The organism is Pseudomonas sp. NBRC 111132 (assembly GCF_001320565.1).
Classification (GTDB): domain Bacteria; phylum Pseudomonadota; class Gammaproteobacteria; order Pseudomonadales; family Pseudomonadaceae; genus Aquipseudomonas; species Aquipseudomonas putida_P.
Genome location: NZ_BCBI01000039.1, coordinates 41359 through 58838 on the forward strand (window position 1 = coordinate 41359; position 17480 = coordinate 58838).

The window sequence follows — 17480 nt, forward strand, 5'->3', positions numbered from 1 at the left end:
AACATCGTGGCTCTCCCGCATGAGGCCACGCCATGTTGCGCAACCCCTCCCGCCGTACCTTCGTCAAAGGCCTGGGCGCCGCCAGCACACTGGCGGGCCTGGGGCTGTGGCGCCCGCTGGCCCAGGCCGCCGAAGGCCGTGACCTGGCCGGCCAGCACTTCGAGCTGTTCATCGGCCAGACGCCGGTGAACATCACTGGCCGCCCGCGCACCGCATTGACCATCAACAACAGCCTGCCCGGCCCTCTGCTGCGCTGGCGCGAAGGCGACACCGTGACCCTGCGCGTGCGCAACCGCCTGGCACAGGACACCTCGATCCATTGGCACGGCATCATCCTGCCGGCCAACATGGACGGCGTACCTGGCCTGAGCTTCGCCGGCATCGAGCCCGGCGGCGACTACCGGTACCAGTTCACCCTGCGCCAAAGCGGCACCTACTGGTACCACAGCCATTCGGGGCTGCAGGAACAGGCCGGGGTATACGGGGCGATCGTGATCGAACCACGCGAGCCCGAAGCGCATCGCTACCAGCGCGACCATGTGCTGCTGTTCAGCGACTGGTCCGACCAGGCGCCGGAGCAATTGATGGCCACGCTGAAGAAACAGTCCGACGCGTACAACTACCACAAGCGCACCGTCGGCGACTTCATCGACGACGTTGCCGATAAGGGCTGGAGCCCGACCGTCGCCGAGCGCACGGCCTGGGCACGCATGCGCATGAGCCCCACCGACCTGGCGGATATCAGCGCCGCCACCTACACCTACCTGCTCAACGGCCAGCCGCCGGAGGGCAACTTCACCTGCCTGTTCCAGCCGGGCGAGACCGTGCGTCTACGGCTGATCAACGCTTCGGCCATGACCTATTTCGACTTCCGCATCCCTGGGCTTAAGCTGACGGTGATCGCCGCCGACGGCTTGCCGGTGACGCCGGTGAGCGTGGACGAACTGCGCATTGCCGTGGCCGAGACCTACGACGTGCTGGTGACCGTGGGCGACCAACCTGCCTACACCCTGTTCGCCCAGAGCATGGACCGCACCGGCTTCGCCCGCGGCACCCTGGCTCGCGCCGCCGGGCTACAGGCGCCAATGCCTGCACCCGACCCGCGCCCGGTCTTGAGCATGGATGACATGGGCCACGGTGGCATGGGCGCCATGGCCAGCATGGACCACAGCAACATGGCCGGCATGGACCACGCCGCCATGTCGGCCATGCAGCAACACCCGGCCAGCGAAACCGACAACCCGCTCGTGGACATGCAGACCATGGCCCCACGCGCCAACCTGGCCGACCCTGGTATCGGCCTGCGCAACAATGGCCGCCGCGTACTCACCTATGCCGACCTGCGCAGCCCCTACCCCGACCCCGACGGCCGCACGCCATCAAGAGACATCGAGCTGCACCTGACCGGCCACATGGAGCGCTTCGCCTGGTCGTTCGACGGCATCAAGTTCAGTGATGCCGAGCCGTTGCGCCTGACCTACGGCGAGCGGGTCCGCATCACCCTGGTCAACGACACCATGATGACCCACCCCATCCACTTGCACGGCATGTGGAGCGACCTGGAAGACGAGCACGGCCAGTTCCTGGTGCGCAAGCACACCCTCGACATCCCGCCCGGCAGCCGCCGTTCCTACCGGGTGACCGCCGATGCGTTGGGCCGCTGGGCCTATCACTGCCACCTGCTCTACCACATGGAGACCGGCATGTTCCGCGAGGTACGCGTCGATGAATGACACCCGCAAAAGCATCATGGCTGGCGTGACGCTGCTGACCTTGCTCGCCAGCGAACGGGCGATGGCCGCTGGCATGGCACACATGAACCACGCCAGCATGGAGCACGGCACCATGAACCATGAAAGCATGGGCCATGGCCAGGCAACCCCCAGCCAGCCTCGCACGCCGCTGCCAGCCATCACCGACGCCGACCGCCGCGCCGCCTTCCCACCTTTGCCCGGGCACCAGGTGCATGACAGGGCGCTGAACTGGGCGGTGGTCGTGGACAAACTCGAATACCAGAACTTCGAGAGCAGCAGTGCCCTGAACTGGAATGCCACCGCCTGGGTCGGCGGCGATATCGACCGCCTGTGGCTACGCAGTGAAGGCGAGCGCGAACAGGGCAAGACCCACAAGGCCGAGCTGCAGGCACTGTGGGGCCATGCGGTGAGCCCGTGGTGGGAGCTGGTGGCCGGCGTGCGCCAGGACTTCAAGCCAGCCAGCGGCCAGGCTTGGGCCGCCTTCGGTATCCAGGGCACGCCATTGTACGGCCTGGAGCTGCAAGCCACCGCTTATGCCGGCGAGCGGCAACAGACCGCGCTGCGCCTGGAAGCCGCTTACGCTATGCTGCTGACCAACCGCTGGATACTGGAACCGACCCTGGAAGCCAACCTCTACGGCCGCAATGACGCCGGGCGCGAGCAAGGCGCGGGGCTGGCCGACAGCGAAGTGGGCCTGCGCCTGCGCTACGAAATCACGCGCGGCTTCGCCCCCTACGTCGGGGTCAGTTTCAACCGCCTGCACGGCACGCGTGCCGACCAGGCCCGCGAAGACGGCGAAGACCAAGGCCAGACCCGCCTGGTCGCCGGTATCCGCCTGCGTTTCTAAAGGAGTGCTTCACCATGCTGCGCAAACACCTGCTGACCCTGGGCCTGCTGGCCGTCACCGGCCTGGCCCAGGCCGCCGAGACCATCGACGTCTACCGCGACCCCAACTGCGGCTGCTGCAAGGCCTGGATCAGCCACCTGCGGGACAACGGCTTCACCGTCAACGACCACGTCGAGCCGAACATGAGCGCGGTCAAGCAACGTCTGGGCGTGGCGCCACGGCTGGCGTCGTGCCATACCGGGGTGATCGACGGCAAGTTCGTCGAAGGCCACGTACCGGCCGAGCAGGTACGCCTGCTGACCAAGCGCAGCGACCTCAAGGGCCTGGCCGTGCCGGGCATGCCCATGGGCTCGCCGGGCATGGAAATGGGTGACCACAAGGATGCCTACCAGGTTATCGGTGTGACCCAGGAGGGCCAGGACACCGTTGTAGCCAACTACTGATGCTCAGCCTGTGGGCGCTGTTCCTCAGCGCCTTTGGCGCCGCCACCCTGCTACCGCTGCAATCGGAGGCCGTACTGGTCGGCCTGTTGCTGCGCCAGCCCGAGGCCTGGGCGACGCTGCTGCTGGTCGCCACCCTGGGCAATGTGTTGGGTTCGGTAGTCAACTGGCTGCTGGGGCGGGCCATTGAGCACCTGCGTGACAAGCGTTGGTTCCCGTTCAGTGCTACCCAGTTGGAGCGTGCTCAGCAGCGCTACCAGCGCTGGGGGCAATGGTCATTGCTGCTCAGCTGGATGCCGGTGATCGGCGACCCGCTGACGCTGATCGCCGGGATCATGCGTGAGCCGTTCTGGCGCTTTTTGTTGCTGGTGACCCTGGCCAAGGCCGGCCGCTATGCGGTGCTGGCCATGATTACCCTGGGCTGGTTTCACGGCTGGTAACACCTTTCACGTTTCCGGCCCGCGCCTGGCTGCTAAAGTCGCCCATTCCTACATGGCCCTACACGGAGTGCCCACATGCTGCGCGCAACCGCCCTGGCTCTGGCCTGCCTGGCCGGCAGTTCGGCCATCGCCGCCGAGTCGCCCACCTACGGCCCACAACTGCAAGGGTTCAACTACCCACACCCCCTCAAGCATTTCGACTTCAAGTCTCAGGGCCAGGCCCTGCAGATGGGCTACATGGACGTGCCCGCCCAGGGCCAGGCCAACGGCCACAGCGTGGTGCTGATGCACGGCAAGAACTTTTGCGCCGCCACCTGGGAAACCACCATCGACGCCCTGAGCAAGGCCGGCTACCGGGTCATCGCCCCCGATCAGGTCGGCTTCTGTACATCGAGCAAACCGGCGCATTACCAGTACAGCTTCCAGCAACTGGCGGACAATACCCATGCCCTGCTCAAGCAGCTCGGCGTGAAGCGAACCACCGTGCTCGGCCACTCCACCGGCGGGATGCTCGCCACCCGCTACGCGCTGATGTACCCACAGCAAGTTGAACGCCTTGCCATGGTCAACCCGATCGGCCTGGAAGACTGGAAAGCCCTGGGCGTGCCCTACCGCACCGTGGACCAGTGGTATGCCCGCGAGCTCAAGCTGGATGCCGAGGGGGTGCGCGAATATGAGCGCAAGACCTACTACGCCGGCCGCTGGAAGCCGGAATACGAGCGTTGGGTACAAATGCTGGTGGGCCTGAACAAAGGGCCGGGGCATGAAGCCGTGGCGTGGAATTCGGCGCTGATCTACGACATGATCTTCACCCAGCCGGTGTACCACGAGTTCAGCGACCTGCAGATGCCGACCTTGCTACTGATAGGCGACAAGGACACCACGGCCATCGGCAGCGATATCGCGCCGCCGGAAGTAAAGGCGAAGCTGGGCAAGTATGCAGAGCTGGGGCCACAGGTGGCCAAGCTGATCCCCAAAGGTGAACTGATCACCTTCGAAGGCATGGGGCATGCACCGCAGATCGAGGAGCCGGTGCGGTTCAACCGTACCTTGGTCGAGTGGCTGAACAAGTAAGCCCGTAGTCGGGTGCATGCTTGGGCGCCTTTTCAGGCAAAGCGTTGCAGTTGCATCTCCCGAAGCCGGCTCAGGGTTCGTTGGTACGGAAAGGCCAAGTACCCTTGGGTGTAGAGGGCATCGAGCGGCACCTGTGCTTCCAGGTACAAGGCCACACGGCGGTCGTAGCATTCGTCGACCAGGGCAATGAAGCGGCGTACCGCGTCATCCTTGGGTGACAGTGCCGGCAGTTCACGGTCGCCTGCCACCACCCGCGCCGCGCCATCCTCGGTGCCGCGGGCAATACGCCCCGCCCGCTGCTCACCACCCAGCGCCGGTATGCCGGATAGCAAAATCGCGGGAAATTGATCGCACAAGGCCATGAACTCCATGGCCGCCAAAGGTTGTTCGCACAGATCGGCGAAGCGGCACCAAATAGCCTGCTCACTGCGCCGCACCACTTGAACCTGCCTGGAGCCGATCACCAATGGCCGATCAGTGCCGCTGTCTTCCGGGCTAAGCTGGCAGAACACCCCGCCCAACTGGCTGGCCTGCCCCGCCTCCGCTACCCAGTAGCGCTGCCGCTCTGCACCGGGGTGCAGACGGTGGTCCTGCTCGCCCGTCACCGGCAGTACCTGCATGTGCCGCTGGATGGCGGCAATAGCCGGCAGGAACCGCTCGCGGTTGAAGCCATCGCGGTAGAGCTGCTCGGGTGGCTGGTTGGAAGTGGCGACAATCACCACACCCTGGTCGAACAGAACCTGAAACAGGCGGCCGAGGATGATCGCATCACCAATGTCGTTGACGAACAGTTCATCGAAGCACAGCACACGGATCTGCCCGGCCAAGTCCCGAGCCAGGGCCAGAAGCGGGTCGGCAGTGCCGTTAAGCTGAAACAGGCGCTGATGGACCCAGGCCATGAAGTGGTGGAAGTGCTGGCGCCGGCTGGGTAGGCGCAGACAGCGGTGGAACTGATCCATCAGCCAGGTCTTGCCCCGGCCCACCGGCCCCCAGAGGTAGATACCCTGGGTGGGGCGGCCTTGCTCGACGGCCTGGAAGCAAGCTTGCAGGGCCTCGACGGCGCGGGCCTGGGCGGGGTCGGCGACAAAGCCCTGGGTGTTCAGGGCTTGCTGGTAGCAGGATTGGGGGTCGGTAGCCATGCCGCATTCTACACTGCGGGTGCAGAGCACACATTGTGGGTGCAACTGTTGTGTATGAAACTCCAGAGCTGGCACTGACCGCCCCCACAAAGAGAGCGCGTCAGGCGTCGCCGTCCAAGCCCACCTTCAGCAACGCCCCATCCTTGTCATCGGTCAGTACATACAGGTACCCATCCGGCCCCACCCGCACATCGCGAATACGCGCCTTCAAGTCACCCAGCAAACGCTCCTCATGCACCACCTTGTCCCCCTTCAGCTGCAAGCGGATGAGTTCCTGAGTGGCCAACGCACCAATGAACAGGTTGTGGTCCCAGGCCTTGAACGTCGGGCTGTCGTAGAACGCCATGCCGCTGATACCGGGTGACTTTTCCCACACATGGTGCGGGTCGACCATGCCGTCGACGTGCTTGCCCTTGGCCTCGGGGATCGGCAGCAGCGAGTAGTTGATGCCATGGGTCGCAATCGGCCAGCCGTAGTTCTTGCCGGGTTCGGGTATGTTGATTTCGTCGCCGCCACGCGGGCCGTGCTCGTGGGTCCACAGCTTGCCGGTCCAAGGGTTGAGCGCGGCGCCTTGCTGGTTGCGGTGGCCGTACGACCAGATCTCCGGCCGCACATTGCTCTTGCCGACAAAGGGGTTGTCCTTGGGCACTTCGCCGTCCGGCAAGATGCGCACGATCTTGCCTTGCAGCTTGTCCAGGTCTTGGGCAGTGGGGCGCTGGTTGTTCTCGCCCAAGGCAATGAACAGGTAGCCGTTGCGGTCGAATACCAGGCGCGAGCCGAAGTGGTTACCCACCGACAGCTTGGGCTGCTGGCGGAAAACCACCGTGAAGTTCTCCAACCGGGCACGGTCTTCAGACAGCTGGCCACGGCCCACGGCGGTACCGGCCTTGCCATCACTGCCCTCCTCGGCGTACGACAGGTACACGGTGCGGTCCTTGCCGAACTCCGGCGACAGCACTACGTCCAGCAAGCCGCCCTGGCCTTCGGCCCAGACCTTGGGTACGCCACTGATCGGCGGGCCAACCTTGCCCTCGGCATTGACCAGCCGCAGGTTGCCGGTGCGTTCGGTCACCAGCATGTCCTTGCCGCCCGGCAGAAACGCCAGTGCCCAAGGGTTGCGCAGGCCATCGGCAACGGTGCTGACGGTCAAGGTGCCTTCTTCACTGCGAAACTGCTGTTCCGCCGCTGCCTGCGCCAACAAGGGCAGCAACGCGGCGGCAGTCAGGGTGGCAAGCCAGGGTGCTCGAAGCATGCAGGATTCCTTTCAATCGGGCTTATGGCGCACGCGGATTGTCGCGCGGTGGCCGGGTGGGTTCCAGGTTCGGGGTTTGCTGCTGGCGGCGCAGGTTGTCGCCGTTGCCGATGCCGCGGTTGTCCAGCGTGGGGGTACGCTGGTACGGGTCGGTGGACGGGCCGCGCACCGGTGGCGTGGCCGGCATGCTGCCCTGGCGGCTGTTGGGGTTGGCGCGCTGGATCGGGCTGTTGTAGGGGTTGTTGTTGCCGGCGGCGAGCTGCAAAGGCTGCTGCAGGGCTGCGTGCGCGGGCAGGCACAAAGCCAGGCCGAGGGCCAGGATGGGCAATGTCGGGGTCATGCTTCACCTCCTGTACGAAAATGCCGCGCCTGGTCGGTTTGATAGCCTAAGGCGCGAAGGGTTCGCGGCAAAAGTGTGAATATGGATGGAGATGATTCCTGATGTTTCAGTATGCGCCCATGGGGCTGCATTGCAGCCCATCGCGACGCAAGGACGCTCCTACAGGGGGCACGCGCTCGCTTCTAGCAGCGGCCTAGCATCGCGATGGGCCGCAACGCGGCTCCAAGTTACTGGCCCTTATCCACTTTATGCCGGGCGGCATACAGACACAGCATCTCCATCGCCAGCGTCGCCCCCGCCAGCGCCGTGATATCGGCATGGTCATAAGCCGGCGCCACTTCCACCAGGTCCATGCCCACCAGGTTGATACCGCGCAGCCCACCCAGGATCTCCAGCGCCTGCACCGTGCTCAGCCCGCCACACACCGGCGTACCGGTGCCAGGCGCATAGGCCGGGTCGAGGCAGTCGATGTCGAAGGTCAGGTACACCGGGCGCTCGCCCACCCGCTGACGAATCGCTGCAATCACCGCCTCGGTGCCTTGGCGGTGCACCTGTCGGGCGTCGAGAATGGCAAAGCCCTGGCTGTCGTCATTAGTGGTGCGCAGGCCGATCTGCACCGAGTGAGCCGGGTCCACCAGGCCTTCGCGGGCGGCATGCCAGAACATGGTGCCGTGGTCGATGCGCTTGCCCTCCTCGTCCGGCCAGGTATCACTGTGGGCATCGAAGTGGATCAGCGCCAGCGGGCCATGGCGGCGGGCGTGAGCCTTTAGCAGCGGGTAGCTGATGAAGTGGTCGCCACCGAGGGTGAGCATGGCGCAACCCGCCTGCAGGATATGCTCTGCATGGGCCTCGATGCTGTCCGGCACCGACTGCGGCGTGCCGCTGTCGAAGGGGCAGTCGCCAAAGTCGATTACCGCCAGGTGGTCGAAGGGGTCGAACGCCCACGGCCAGTGCCGGGCCCAGGCCTGCTGCACCGAAGCGGCGCGGATCGCCCGTGGGCCGAAACGCGCGCCGGGGCGGTTGCTGGTGGCAGTATCGAACGGCACACCGCTGACCACCACATCCACACCCCGCAAATCGCGGCTGTAGCGGCGGCGAGAGAAACTGGTAATACCGGCGTAGGTACTTTCGGCGGCAGTGCCATACAGGCTGTCGCGGGTCATCGCCTGGTCGTTGCTTGCGGCTTGCTCCACGGTCGGGCTCCTTGGTTGTCATGTCTCATTGGCGGCTGCGGAAAGCCGTCCAAAGGCGGTTACGCTGGCGCAAATCGGCCAAGGCCATGCTGCGGTCGGCGAACAGGCGCTGGCGTACCTCGGCGGGTGGGTAGATGTCCGGGTCGTTGCGCACCACTTCGTCCACCAGTGGTGTGGCGGCTTGGTTGGCATTGGCGAAGAACAGCGTGTTGGTCAGCGCCGCCACCGACTCGGGCTTGAGCATGAAGGCAATGAACGCTCGCGCGGCCTCGGGGTGCGGGGCGTCTTTTGGAATGACCAGGTTGTCCTGCCACACCAGCGTGCCTTCGCGGGGGATGCGGTAGATCAGCTCGAACGGCTTGCCGGCACGGCGGGCCTGGTCGGCGGCCATTGCCGCATCACCGTTATAGGTCAGCGCCAGGCACACGCTGCCATTGGCCAGGTCGCTGATCTGCCGGCCATTGGCGACATAGCTGATCGACGGCTGCAACTGGCTGAGCAGGTCCTGCGCGGCAGCCAGGTCATCCTTGTTCTGGCTGTAAGGGTCTTTGCCCAGGTAGTTCAGGGCAACCCCTATCACTTCCTGTGGCGAATCGGGCATGGCAATGCCGCAGTCCTTCAGACGGCTGGCGTACTCGGGCTTGAACAGCAGGTCGAGGCTGTCGAGCGGCACATCGCCCAGGCGCTGGCGCACGGCCTCCACATTCACCCCAAGGCCCAGCGTTCCCCAGGTGTACGGCACGGCATGGCGGTTGCCGGGGTCGGCCTCGGCGAGCTTGGCCAGCAGGTCCTTGTCGAGATTGCTGTAGCCGGGCATGGCCTGGGGATCGAGCGGTTGCAGGGCATTGGCCTTGAGCGCCCTGGCCAGCACGGTAGCTGACGGCACCACCACGTCGTAACCGCTACCACCGGTCAGCAGCTTGGTTTCCAGCACTTCAGTGGTGTCGAAGGTGTCGTAGCGCACCTTGTAGCCGGTTTCTCGCTCGAAGCGCTGAAGGGTTTGCGGGGCAACGTAGTCGGCCCAGCTATAGAGGTTCACGACCTTTTCTTGCGCCTGTAACGGCAAGGCCAGGACCAGGGACAACAAGCACAACGATCGACGCATGGCGGACACCTCGGCTAATGGGTGGATGCCGCGAGCATGCCAGCCGGGTTACATTGCAGAAATGGCAAGTTTGCAAAGCTGACATTCACCAGGACCAATGTAATGCTCGGACAATTGCACGACCCCGATCTGCACCTGCTGCGGCTGTTCGTCACTGTAGTCCAGGCCGGTGGCTTCAGCGCCGCGCAAGGCGTGCTGGGCCTGAGCCAGCCCACCATCAGCCAGCGCATGGCACAGCTGGAGGCTCGCCTGGGTTACCGCCTGTGCAGCCGTGGCAAGGGTGGTTTTCGCCTGACGGACAAAGGTGAATTGTTATTGGAGGCGGCGCGTGGCCTGCTGCTGAACATCGAGCAGTTCCGCCAGCAGGCCAACGGCGTTGCTGGGCGGTTGCTGGGCAACGTGCGCATCGGTCTGGCGGAAAACCAGGACAAGGCAGTCAGCCTGAAGCTGGCGGCGGCCATTGCGGCGTTTCGCAAGCGAGAGGAATCGGTGCAATTGGAGCTGATCAGTGCACCGCCAGCGGAGCTTGAGCGGTTGTTGCTGGAGCAGCGGCTGGACTGTGCCATCAGCTACTTTTCCGGCAACCAGGCGGCCTTTGATTACCAGCCATTGTTCGAGGAGCGGCAACGGCTGTATTGCGGCAAAGGGCATGTGCTGTTCGGCGAGTCGGGGGTTGGGCTTGAGCGGCTGCTGGACATGGACCAGGTGCGCCATCCGTACCGTTTTCTCAAAGGCGGTGAGCCGTTCCAGAGCCAGCGCAGCATGGCGGTGGCGGAGCAGATCGAGAGCGTGCTGACGTTCATTCTGTCGGGGCGGCATATCGGCTACCTGCCATGCCACTGCGCGCAGGACTGGGAGGCCGAGGGGTTGTTGTGGGCGCTGGACCCGGGGCTGGATTTCGTGGTGCCGTTTACCCTGGCCCGGCACCGGGCACAGGGGGTTGGTGAAGCACAGCAGGCGTTTGCGCAGGACTTGCTGGCAGCATTTGCCTGAACCGGCCCGCGCCCACAGAGGCCAGTTCAGGCTGCAACACTCAGTAAGCCATGCTCCAGGTCAGCGTGTAGGTGCGCCCACGCCCTTGGTAGTCATACAGGTACGCTGGCCCGTAGGTCGGTGAATAGAACAGCGTCGCACGCTGCCCCCAGACCGTGCTGTACTGCTTGTCCAGCAGGTTCTGGATGCCGGCACTGAAGGTACCGAAACCGGTGTCCTGGCTGCCAAGCAAGTCGAAGGTGGTGTAGCCGTCGATCTCATGGTCGGCATCGTCCTTCAGGCTGAAAGCATGGTTGGCCTGCAACCGCGCGCTGCGGCCATCGCCCTTCCAGCCGACGAACGCGGTGGCCTTGGACAGCGAAGCATAGCGGGCATCACGCTTGATCCAGCCACCGTCTGCAGCCTCTTCTTCGGAGCGGGTCAGGTGCAAGGTGCCGCCGGTTTCCCAACCGGCCTGGAAGTGCCGGGTCAGCGCACCTTCAAAGCCAAAGTCGCGGCTCTTCTGCTCTTCCACGTTGATGGTCAGCGTTTGCGAATCGACGTTGATGATCTTGTCCGACCAGATGTAGTACAGCGCTGCCTGGGCATCCCAGTCCAGGTCGGCATAGCGCCAGCCCAGCTCCACCTGGCGGCTCTTGATGCCAGCCAGCGGGTTGTCGGCCACGCTCAGGCCCGGCTTGCCGTAGTACTTGGCTGGGTCCGGCAGGTCGAAGCCTTCGCCGTAGTTGGTCCACACCTGGTGGCCGTTCTTGAAATCGTAGATGGCACCGACGTTGAACAGGTTCACCTGGTAGTCGTTGCTGCCGCCCGGTACGCCCTTGAAGTCGCTGACATCCACGTCCATCTGCTGGCGACGAGCGCCGCCCGAGAACGTCAGGTTGTCGGTGGCGTGCCAGTCCAGCTGGGCATACACCGACACACCATCGACCCGATAGCTGGGGTAACGCGCCGCCTTGCTGTCCTTTTCCATCTCCAGGCCGCCCGACTCGGACGAAGTCAGGGCATTGAAGGTGGTCTGCTCGGCGTTGAACCGCTCGCGGTCCAGGTCGACGCCGTAGGTCAGCTTCAGCGTGTCCCATTGCTTGGCGAACAGCCCCTTGAGGCTGGTGACCTCGAAGTTCTGCTGCGAGGCAGCAAAGTACACCCCGCGCGAACCGGTGGGCGTGGCACGGTTGTAGTACGGGAACGGGTAGAAGTTGTCGTCTTCCTTGCGGTACGAGGCTTGCAGGTAGAAATCCTGGCCCAGCACGTCGTTGTGGTGGTAATTGGCGTTCAGCAACAAGCGTCGGGTACGCGGCTCCAGGTCCGACGAATAACCGCTGCGCAGCTCGGCGTCTTCCAGGTCTGACGGCGCGTTGTAGTTGAGGTTGGGGAAGTAGATACCCGTGCTGCCGTGGTTGCCCGAGTCGTAGTACTGGGCCAACAGGTCGAGGCTCTGCTGGTCGTTCAACTGCAGGCCCAAGGTACCGAGCACATCGATGGTGCGGTTGTACTGCAGGTCGGTCTGGGTGTTGTCGATGAAGATCTGGTCGCCTGCACCATCGTAAAAGGCTTCGTTCTGCTCACCGGAGATACCCAGCCGGGCATTGACCCGCTCGTTGCCGCCGCTGATCGACTGGGCGAAGCGAGTGGCCAGGTCGTCGCTGTTGTTGAAGCCGCTGCTGGCGCCCAGCTGGGTCTCGAACCGCGCCGGGCCGGGCTCGCCCTTCTTGGTCACGATGTTGATGATGCCGCCGGTGGCGCCACCGCCGTAGATGGCGCTGGCACCCGACAACACTTCGACGCGCTCGACGTTGAACGGCGAAATGCTGTCGAACTGGCGCGACAGGCCGCGCGAGCTGTTCTGGCTGACCCCGTCGATCATCACCAGCACGTTGCGCCCGCGCATGTTCTGGCCGTAGTTGGTGCGCCCTTCCGGCGCCAGGTCGAGGCCCGGCACCAGCTTGCCGATGGCTTCCTTCAGGCTGACACCGCTGTCGATCTGCTCGCGCAACTGCTGCTGCTCGACCACCCAGACGGTGCCGGGGATTTCGCTGATTGCGGTGCTGGTGCGCGAGGCCACGCTGACTTCGATCGGCTTGAGGTTGACCGCCTGCGGCGCGGCCTCGGTTTTACGCAGGGTGACCGTACGGGCATCGCTGAACTGCCAACTCATGCCGCTGCCGGCCAGCAGCTGCTGCAGGGCCTGCTCGACACTGTAGCTGCCCTGCAACGCCGGGCTGGCCTGATCTGCGACATCACCCGTGGTGAACAACAGGTGCAGGCCAGCCTGATCGGCGAAAGTGGTCAGGGCCTGGCCCAACGGTTGGGCTGGCACGTCGAGCTGAACCTGGCGAGCCTGCATCTGGGTCTGTTCGGTGGTCGTCGCGGCCCACACATGCAGCGGACCGACCAGCATGGCCAGGGCACTGCAGGACATCAGGGCGTGGTGAAGAGAACCGCGACGGCGGTGCAAGGGCTTGAGCATCAGAGGCACGTATGAGCTTCCTGACAAGTCGTAAATGAGAATGGGTTGCTGATCAGTCCCACTACGACGATCTGGCTTGCACGAACTTGCAGTGCCAAATGGAAAATATTTTTATTTCTGTACTGCGACGAGGTCGCTGCAGGCCGATCAATACACCACGGCCAACCACGGCAGGTAGGTAACCTTCAGGCCATATCGCTGCTCCAGCGTCCGCAACAGGGCCTCAGGCTCATCCAGATCAAATACCCCGCTCACCTCCATCGCCGCCAGCTTGCTGTCGGACAGCACAATGCGCCCATGGCGGTATCGCTCAAGCTCCTCCAGTACCTGCCCCAGCGGCTTGCCGTTGAAGATCAGCTTGCCGCGCTGCCAGGCCATTTGCATGCCGGCATCGGCCGCTACCGCCAGTTCGCGTTGACCTACCTTGGCCTCACCGTGCGCCAACACCACGTGGCCATCGCGGCGCACGCTGAAGGTCGCGGCAGTGCCCTGCACCCGCTCACCGGCGGTATCGACCACAAACGGCCGTGAATCAGCAGCGGTCTCGAACAATGCTTCACCGGCATCAAGCACCACACGCCGCTCATGCTCACTGAAAACGACGCTCATGGCACTGGCGCTGTTCAGCGTCACCCGCGTGCCATCAGCCAACGTAATGATCTGCCGCTCGCCGACAGCAGTGTGGTAATCCGCCAGCAGCATCGGCGCCTGCCGCCAACCCGCCACGGCGGCGACCAGCACCACCACGGACGCCGCCACACCCGCCTGCTTAAGCCAACCGCGGCAATGGCGCAGCGCCTGGCCGATGTACTTCGCCACCATGCTCTCGGAAACGCCCAGGCGTTGAGCGATCTGCTTCTGGGTCAGGCCTTCGACGCGGTTGAGCAACAGCGCCCGGCGGGCGTTGTCGGGCAGTTGCAACAGCGCCTGGTCAAGAATCCGCAGGCGCTCGCGGGCCAGCAATGCCGCCTCGGGCGCCGGTGCCGGGCAGGCCACCTCACAGGCGCCGTCACTGTCGTCGTGGCTGGCGGCGATGCGCTTCTCGCGGCGCAAGGCATCGATTGCCAGGTTGCCGGCCACGCGAAAGATGAAACTGCGCGCATGCAACACCGGCACCGCCTGCTCGTCGATGTTCACCAGTTTCAGATAGGTTTCCTGCGCCACGTCGGCGGCGCGCTGGCGGTCGCTCATGCGCCGGGTCAAGAACTGCAACAGGTCGTCGTAGTGCTCCTGGAAAGTCGCCAGCAGGCCCGACACGGGTGACGTCAGCATGGGTTTGGAAACTGCCAGTAAGATGAGTTATCGGACGTTAATGAGAAACAGTATCTTTCATCTGCGAGGATACTTTCAACGCCGACGCGCATTTGCCACACTAACCGTTCGCTCACTTTGGCAAGGTCGCCCTCAATGACTGCCCGCCTGCACCACTGTATCCGCCTGTTTCTCGTCCTGCTGATGGCGTATGGCCTAGGAGCCTGCGCCCTGTTCCAGCCACGCGACCCGGTCAACATCAGCGTGATCGGCATCGAGCCACTGCCCGGCCAGGAGCTGGAGCTGCGCATGGCGGTGAAAATGCGGGTACAGAACCCCAACGAGGCGCCGATCGATTACAACGGTGTCGCCATCAACCTGGAAGTCAACGGCCAGCCGCTAGCGGCCGGGGTCAGCGACCAGCAGGGCCATATTGGCCGATATGACGAAGCGGTAATCGTGGTGCCCGTCAGCATCACGGCGTTTTCCTTCCTGCGCCAGGCCTATGGGCTGGGCAAGGTAGAGTCGCTGCAGGGTTTGCCCTACACGCTGCGCGGCAAGCTGGCCGGCGGGCCGCTGGGCACCGTGCGCTTTACCGACGAGGGCAAGCTGGACCTGCCCAAGGGCGCTTACTGGTAAACGCCCGGTGGGGTGTGCTCAGCGGTTGGCGCTGGCCGCGGCCATCAGCTTGTTGACTTCGCTGCGCACCATGCTGGCGTACTCGGGCGGCGTCATGGCGTCCAGTTCGGCGCGTACCCACTCGGCCCACTTGCCCTTGCGCCGTGGCTTTTCGGCAATCAGCCGGGCCGCATCGCCCTTGGCCTTGCCCAGGTTGTTCTGCCACATCTCGAACAGCCGAGCCTTCTCTGCCTCGATCTGCGCCCGTTCCTCGAAGCTCATGTTGGCCAGATTGAAACTCATGAAGGTACCTGCAGGTTTGAAAATGGCCGCTATCTTACACCCAGGCAACGCAACATCGGAAAGCCGCCGCAACTTTCCCGACGTGGCGGTATCCATTGTTCACACCCCCCATCGACGAGGACGAGTTCATGGCCCGGAAAAACGCCACGCTGGCGGACAGCGATCAGATCAAGGACCAGGTATTCAGCGAACTGCAATCGCTGATCGAAGAATCGGAAAAACTGCTGAACGACAGTGCCGCCCTGGTGGGCGAAGAAGCAGAAACCCTGCGGGCGCAGGTCAGCCTCAAACTGAAACAGGCGCGCCAGGCCGCAGGCAATGTGCGGGACAAGGCGCAACCGGTGGTGGACGCCACTCAGGACTATATCGGCGGCCATCCCTGGCAGACCGTGGCCATTTCCGCCGGCCTCGGCCTGGTGATCGGCCTGTTGCTGGGCCGGCGCGACTGAACCCAGGGCCGCCTGTTGCGACTCAGGCGGCCAGCGCCTGGGGTATACCGCTGTGGAAGCGCAGCTCCTGGTCCGGTGACTGGATCAGTTCCATTTCCGCAGCGCGCACCAGTTCCACACGGCGGGCGATGTCCGCCTCATCGCCGTAGTTGTGCGCCAGTTTCAGGTAGCCCTGATAGTGGCGCGCTTCACTTTTCAACAAACCGTGGTAGAAGCGGCCCAGTTCTTCATCCAGGTGCGGCACCAGCGCAGCGAAGCGCTCACAGCTGCGCGCCTCGATGAACGCCCCCACCACCAGCGTATCCACCAGTTTCACTGGCTCGTGGGCACGCACCAGGCGGCGCAGCCCCGACGCATAGCGCCCCGCCGACACCGGGCGCAGCGGCACACCACGGCGCTTCATCAGGCGCAGCACCTGCTCATGGTGCACCAGCTCCTCGCGGGCCAGGCGCGACATCATGTTGATCAGATCAAGGTGCGTGTTGTATTTGGCCATCAGGCTCAGGGCCGTGCTGGCGGCCTTGAACTCGCAGTTCTTGTGGTCGATCAGCAGGGTTTCCTGGTCGGCGAGCGCCGCTTCGATCCAGGCATCTGGCGTCGGGCAACCAAGAAAAGCGTCGATTTCGGGGATCAGGGACATAAACGTGCAACCACAGGAACAGGCAGAGGCGGCGATTATACCGACGGCGGCGGGTGGCGCCAGTGACTATGCTTGACGTATATCAAGCGCCAGCGGGGGAAGCGCCGACTATAGTCAGGCATTGGTCGCCACCTTTGAGGGAGTTCACGCCCATGCAAGCCGTCCGCAGCATCCTCGTCGTCCTCGACCCTGAGCACGCCCACAGCCGGGCGCTGACCCGGGCCAAGCTGATTGCCGGCGTCACTGGCGCACGCCTGCACCTGCTGATGTGCGACAAGAAGCATGACCACCACGCACTGCTTAGCTTGCTGAGCAGCCAGTTGCACGATGACGGGTACGACAACGTCACCCACGAGGAGGCCTGGCGCGACAACCTGCACGACACCATCATCTATGTGCAGCAGGCCGAGGGCTGCGAGTTGGTGATCAAGGAACACCGCCCGGACAACCCGCTGAAAAAAGCCTTGCTCACCCCCAGTGACTGGAAGCTGCTGCGCCAGTGCCCGTGTGCGGTGCTGATGGTCAAGAGCGAACGGCCGTGGACCGGGGGCAAGATTCTGGCTGCGGTGGACGTGGGCAACCAGGACGACGACCACCGCCGCCTGCATGCGAGCATCATCGACCATGGCTATGCCATCGCCGGGCTGGCCAAGGGCGAACTGCATGTCATCAGTGCCCACCCGTCGCCAATGCTGTCGGCCTCGGACCCGACGTACCAGTTGAGCGAGACCATCGAAAACCGCTACCGCGAAGCCTGCAAGGCGTTCCAGGCCGAATACGGCATCAGCGAAGACTGCCTGCATGTGGCTGAAGGGCCGGCGGATGTGCTGATCCCGTTTACCGAGAAGAAGCTTGATGCGGTGGTGACGGTGATCGGCACCGTATGCCGCACGGGGATTTCCGGGGCGTTGATTGGCAATACTTCGGAGGTGGTGCTGGATGAACTGGAGGGCGATGTGCTGGTGCTCAAGAGCGAAGAAGCCATCGCCCACCAGGCCGAACTGGCCCGCGGCTGACGCAATTGCCACGATTGGCGCGGTCCCTGTAGGAGCGGCCTTGTGTCGCGAAAGGGCCGCAAGGCGGCCCCAGAAATTTATGCATCAAAGCTGAAATCTGGGGCCGCTTCGCGGCCCTTTCGCGACACAAGGCCGCTCCTACAGGGACCGCGCAGGCCC

The 17480-nt window shown here is 64.2% G+C and carries 18 protein-coding genes; 9 read left to right on the forward strand and 9 right to left on the reverse strand.

Annotation, left to right across the window (positions count from 1 at the left end):
- Positions 1 to 35: 35 nt before the first annotated feature.
- The 5 genes from APH35_RS18595 (at position 36) to APH35_RS18615 (ending at position 4555) form a co-directional block, all read left to right on the forward strand.
- Positions 36 to 1733, forward strand: a complete 1698-nt coding sequence (locus APH35_RS18595; RefSeq protein ID WP_374701344.1) for a copper resistance system multicopper oxidase — start codon at positions 36 to 38, stop codon at positions 1731 to 1733.
- A complete protein-coding gene (locus tag APH35_RS18600) occupies positions 1726 to 2601 on the forward strand; it encodes a copper resistance protein B (RefSeq protein WP_060515241.1) in 876 nt (291 codons plus the stop codon). The genes APH35_RS18595 and APH35_RS18600 overlap by 8 nt, the downstream gene beginning before the upstream one ends.
- 14 nt (positions 2602 to 2615) lie before the next feature.
- Complete coding sequence (locus tag APH35_RS18605; RefSeq protein WP_012271488.1) at positions 2616 to 3044, forward strand: DUF411 domain-containing protein; 429 nt, start codon at positions 2616 to 2618, stop codon at positions 3042 to 3044.
- Positions 3044 to 3481 carry a YqaA family protein gene (locus APH35_RS18610; protein WP_012271487.1) on the forward strand — a complete coding sequence of 146 codons (438 nt, stop codon included), beginning with the start codon at positions 3044 to 3046 and terminating at the stop codon, positions 3479 to 3481. Before APH35_RS18605 ends, APH35_RS18610 begins: the two co-directional genes overlap by 1 nt.
- Before the next feature lie 75 nt (positions 3482 to 3556).
- On the forward strand, positions 3557 to 4555 hold the full coding sequence (locus tag APH35_RS18615; RefSeq protein ID WP_060515242.1) for an alpha/beta fold hydrolase: 999 nt from the start codon (positions 3557 to 3559) through the stop codon (positions 4553 to 4555).
- Between the two features lie 32 nt (positions 4556 to 4587).
- On the opposite strand, the gene zapE is transcribed toward APH35_RS18615, so the two are convergent.
- From zapE to APH35_RS18640, 5 genes are all read right to left on the reverse strand, one after another.
- Positions 4588 to 5694 carry a cell division protein ZapE gene (zapE, locus tag APH35_RS18620; RefSeq protein WP_060492973.1) on the reverse strand — a complete coding sequence of 369 codons (1107 nt, stop codon included), beginning with the start codon at positions 5692 to 5694 and terminating at the stop codon, positions 4588 to 4590.
- 100 nt (positions 5695 to 5794) lie between these two features.
- A complete protein-coding gene (locus APH35_RS18625) occupies positions 5795 to 6946 on the reverse strand; it encodes a PQQ-dependent sugar dehydrogenase (protein WP_012271484.1) in 1152 nt (383 codons plus the stop codon).
- Between the two features lie 22 nt (positions 6947 to 6968).
- Entirely contained in the window at positions 6969 to 7286 is a 318-nt protein-coding gene (locus APH35_RS18630) for a hypothetical protein (protein WP_060515243.1), read from the reverse strand.
- A gap of 227 nt (positions 7287 to 7513) precedes the next feature.
- Complete coding sequence (gene speB / locus APH35_RS18635) at positions 7514 to 8479, reverse strand: agmatinase (RefSeq protein ID WP_060515244.1); 966 nt, start codon at positions 8477 to 8479, stop codon at positions 7514 to 7516.
- A gap of 25 nt (positions 8480 to 8504) precedes the next feature.
- Positions 8505 to 9584: a polyamine ABC transporter substrate-binding protein gene (locus APH35_RS18640; RefSeq protein WP_060515245.1), complete on the reverse strand. Its 1080-nt coding sequence runs from the start codon at positions 9582 to 9584 to the stop codon at positions 8505 to 8507.
- 102 nt (positions 9585 to 9686) lie between these two features.
- On the opposite strand from APH35_RS18640, the gene APH35_RS18645 reads away from it, so the two are divergent.
- The gene (locus APH35_RS18645; RefSeq protein WP_060492976.1) at positions 9687 to 10577 is read left to right on the forward strand and encodes a LysR family transcriptional regulator; all 891 of its coding nucleotides are present in this window, start codon (positions 9687 to 9689) and stop codon (positions 10575 to 10577) included.
- A 40-nt stretch (positions 10578 to 10617) separates the two neighbouring features.
- On the opposite strand, the gene APH35_RS18650 is transcribed toward APH35_RS18645, so the two are convergent.
- Both APH35_RS18650 and APH35_RS18655 read right to left on the reverse strand, forming a co-directional pair.
- Positions 10618 to 13044: a TonB-dependent receptor gene (locus tag APH35_RS18650; protein WP_060492977.1), complete on the reverse strand. Its 2427-nt coding sequence runs from the start codon at positions 13042 to 13044 to the stop codon at positions 10618 to 10620.
- Between the two features lie 147 nt (positions 13045 to 13191).
- Positions 13192 to 14316 carry a sigma-70 family RNA polymerase sigma factor gene (locus tag APH35_RS18655; RefSeq protein WP_012271478.1) on the reverse strand — a complete coding sequence of 375 codons (1125 nt, stop codon included), beginning with the start codon at positions 14314 to 14316 and terminating at the stop codon, positions 13192 to 13194.
- A gap of 135 nt (positions 14317 to 14451) precedes the next feature.
- On the opposite strand from APH35_RS18655, the gene APH35_RS18660 reads away from it, so the two are divergent.
- Positions 14452 to 14934: an LEA type 2 family protein gene (locus APH35_RS18660; protein WP_012271477.1), complete on the forward strand. Its 483-nt coding sequence runs from the start codon at positions 14452 to 14454 to the stop codon at positions 14932 to 14934.
- Positions 14935 to 14952: 18 nt separating this feature from the next.
- On the opposite strand, the gene APH35_RS18665 is transcribed toward APH35_RS18660, so the two are convergent.
- Positions 14953 to 15216 carry a hypothetical protein gene (locus tag APH35_RS18665; RefSeq protein WP_012271476.1) on the reverse strand — a complete coding sequence of 88 codons (264 nt, stop codon included), beginning with the start codon at positions 15214 to 15216 and terminating at the stop codon, positions 14953 to 14955.
- Between the two features lie 128 nt (positions 15217 to 15344).
- On the opposite strand from APH35_RS18665, the gene APH35_RS18670 reads away from it, so the two are divergent.
- Complete coding sequence (locus APH35_RS18670; RefSeq protein WP_012271475.1) at positions 15345 to 15665, forward strand: DUF883 family protein; 321 nt, start codon at positions 15345 to 15347, stop codon at positions 15663 to 15665.
- Between the two features lie 22 nt (positions 15666 to 15687).
- On the opposite strand, the gene APH35_RS18675 is transcribed toward APH35_RS18670, so the two are convergent.
- On the reverse strand, positions 15688 to 16305 hold the full coding sequence (locus tag APH35_RS18675) for a tRNA-(ms[2]io[6]A)-hydroxylase (RefSeq protein ID WP_012271474.1): 618 nt from the start codon (positions 16303 to 16305) through the stop codon (positions 15688 to 15690).
- 152 nt (positions 16306 to 16457) lie between these two features.
- Here APH35_RS18675 and APH35_RS18680 point away from each other — a divergent pair, with 152 nt between their 5' ends.
- Entirely contained in the window at positions 16458 to 17321 is an 864-nt protein-coding gene (locus APH35_RS18680) for a universal stress protein (protein WP_060515246.1), read from the forward strand.
- The last annotated feature ends 159 nt before the right edge of the window (positions 17322 to 17480 follow it).

Coding starts and splice junctions, on each gene's coding strand:
- APH35_RS18625 (WP_012271484.1), bottom strand. CDS start 6,946: ATGCTTCGAGCACCCTGGCTTGCCACCCTGACTGCCGCCGCGTTGCTG.
- APH35_RS18605 (WP_012271488.1), top strand. CDS start 2,616: ATGCTGCGCAAACACCTGCTGACCCTGGGCCTGCTGGCCGTCACCGGC.
- APH35_RS18660 (WP_012271477.1), top strand. CDS start 14,452: ATGACTGCCCGCCTGCACCACTGTATCCGCCTGTTTCTCGTCCTGCTG.
- APH35_RS18640 (WP_060515245.1), bottom strand. CDS start 9,584: ATGCGTCGATCGTTGTGCTTGTTGTCCCTGGTCCTGGCCTTGCCGTTA.
- APH35_RS18600 (WP_060515241.1), top strand. CDS start 1,726: ATGAATGACACCCGCAAAAGCATCATGGCTGGCGTGACGCTGCTGACC.
- APH35_RS18675 (WP_012271474.1), bottom strand. CDS start 16,305: ATGTCCCTGATCCCCGAAATCGACGCTTTTCTTGGTTGCCCGACGCCA.
- APH35_RS18645 (WP_060492976.1), top strand. CDS start 9,687: ATGCTCGGACAATTGCACGACCCCGATCTGCACCTGCTGCGGCTGTTC.
- APH35_RS18680 (WP_060515246.1), top strand. CDS start 16,458: ATGCAAGCCGTCCGCAGCATCCTCGTCGTCCTCGACCCTGAGCACGCC.
- APH35_RS18670 (WP_012271475.1), top strand. CDS start 15,345: ATGGCCCGGAAAAACGCCACGCTGGCGGACAGCGATCAGATCAAGGAC.
- APH35_RS18655 (WP_012271478.1), bottom strand. CDS start 14,316: ATGCTGACGTCACCCGTGTCGGGCCTGCTGGCGACTTTCCAGGAGCAC.
- APH35_RS18665 (WP_012271476.1), bottom strand. CDS start 15,216: ATGAGTTTCAATCTGGCCAACATGAGCTTCGAGGAACGGGCGCAGATC.
- APH35_RS18650 (WP_060492977.1), bottom strand. CDS start 13,044: ATGCTCAAGCCCTTGCACCGCCGTCGCGGTTCTCTTCACCACGCCCTG.
- zapE (WP_060492973.1), bottom strand. CDS start 5,694: ATGGCTACCGACCCCCAATCCTGCTACCAGCAAGCCCTGAACACCCAG.
- APH35_RS18615 (WP_060515242.1), top strand. CDS start 3,557: ATGCTGCGCGCAACCGCCCTGGCTCTGGCCTGCCTGGCCGGCAGTTCG.
- APH35_RS18630 (WP_060515243.1), bottom strand. CDS start 7,286: ATGACCCCGACATTGCCCATCCTGGCCCTCGGCCTGGCTTTGTGCCTG.
- APH35_RS18610 (WP_012271487.1), top strand. CDS start 3,044: ATGCTCAGCCTGTGGGCGCTGTTCCTCAGCGCCTTTGGCGCCGCCACC.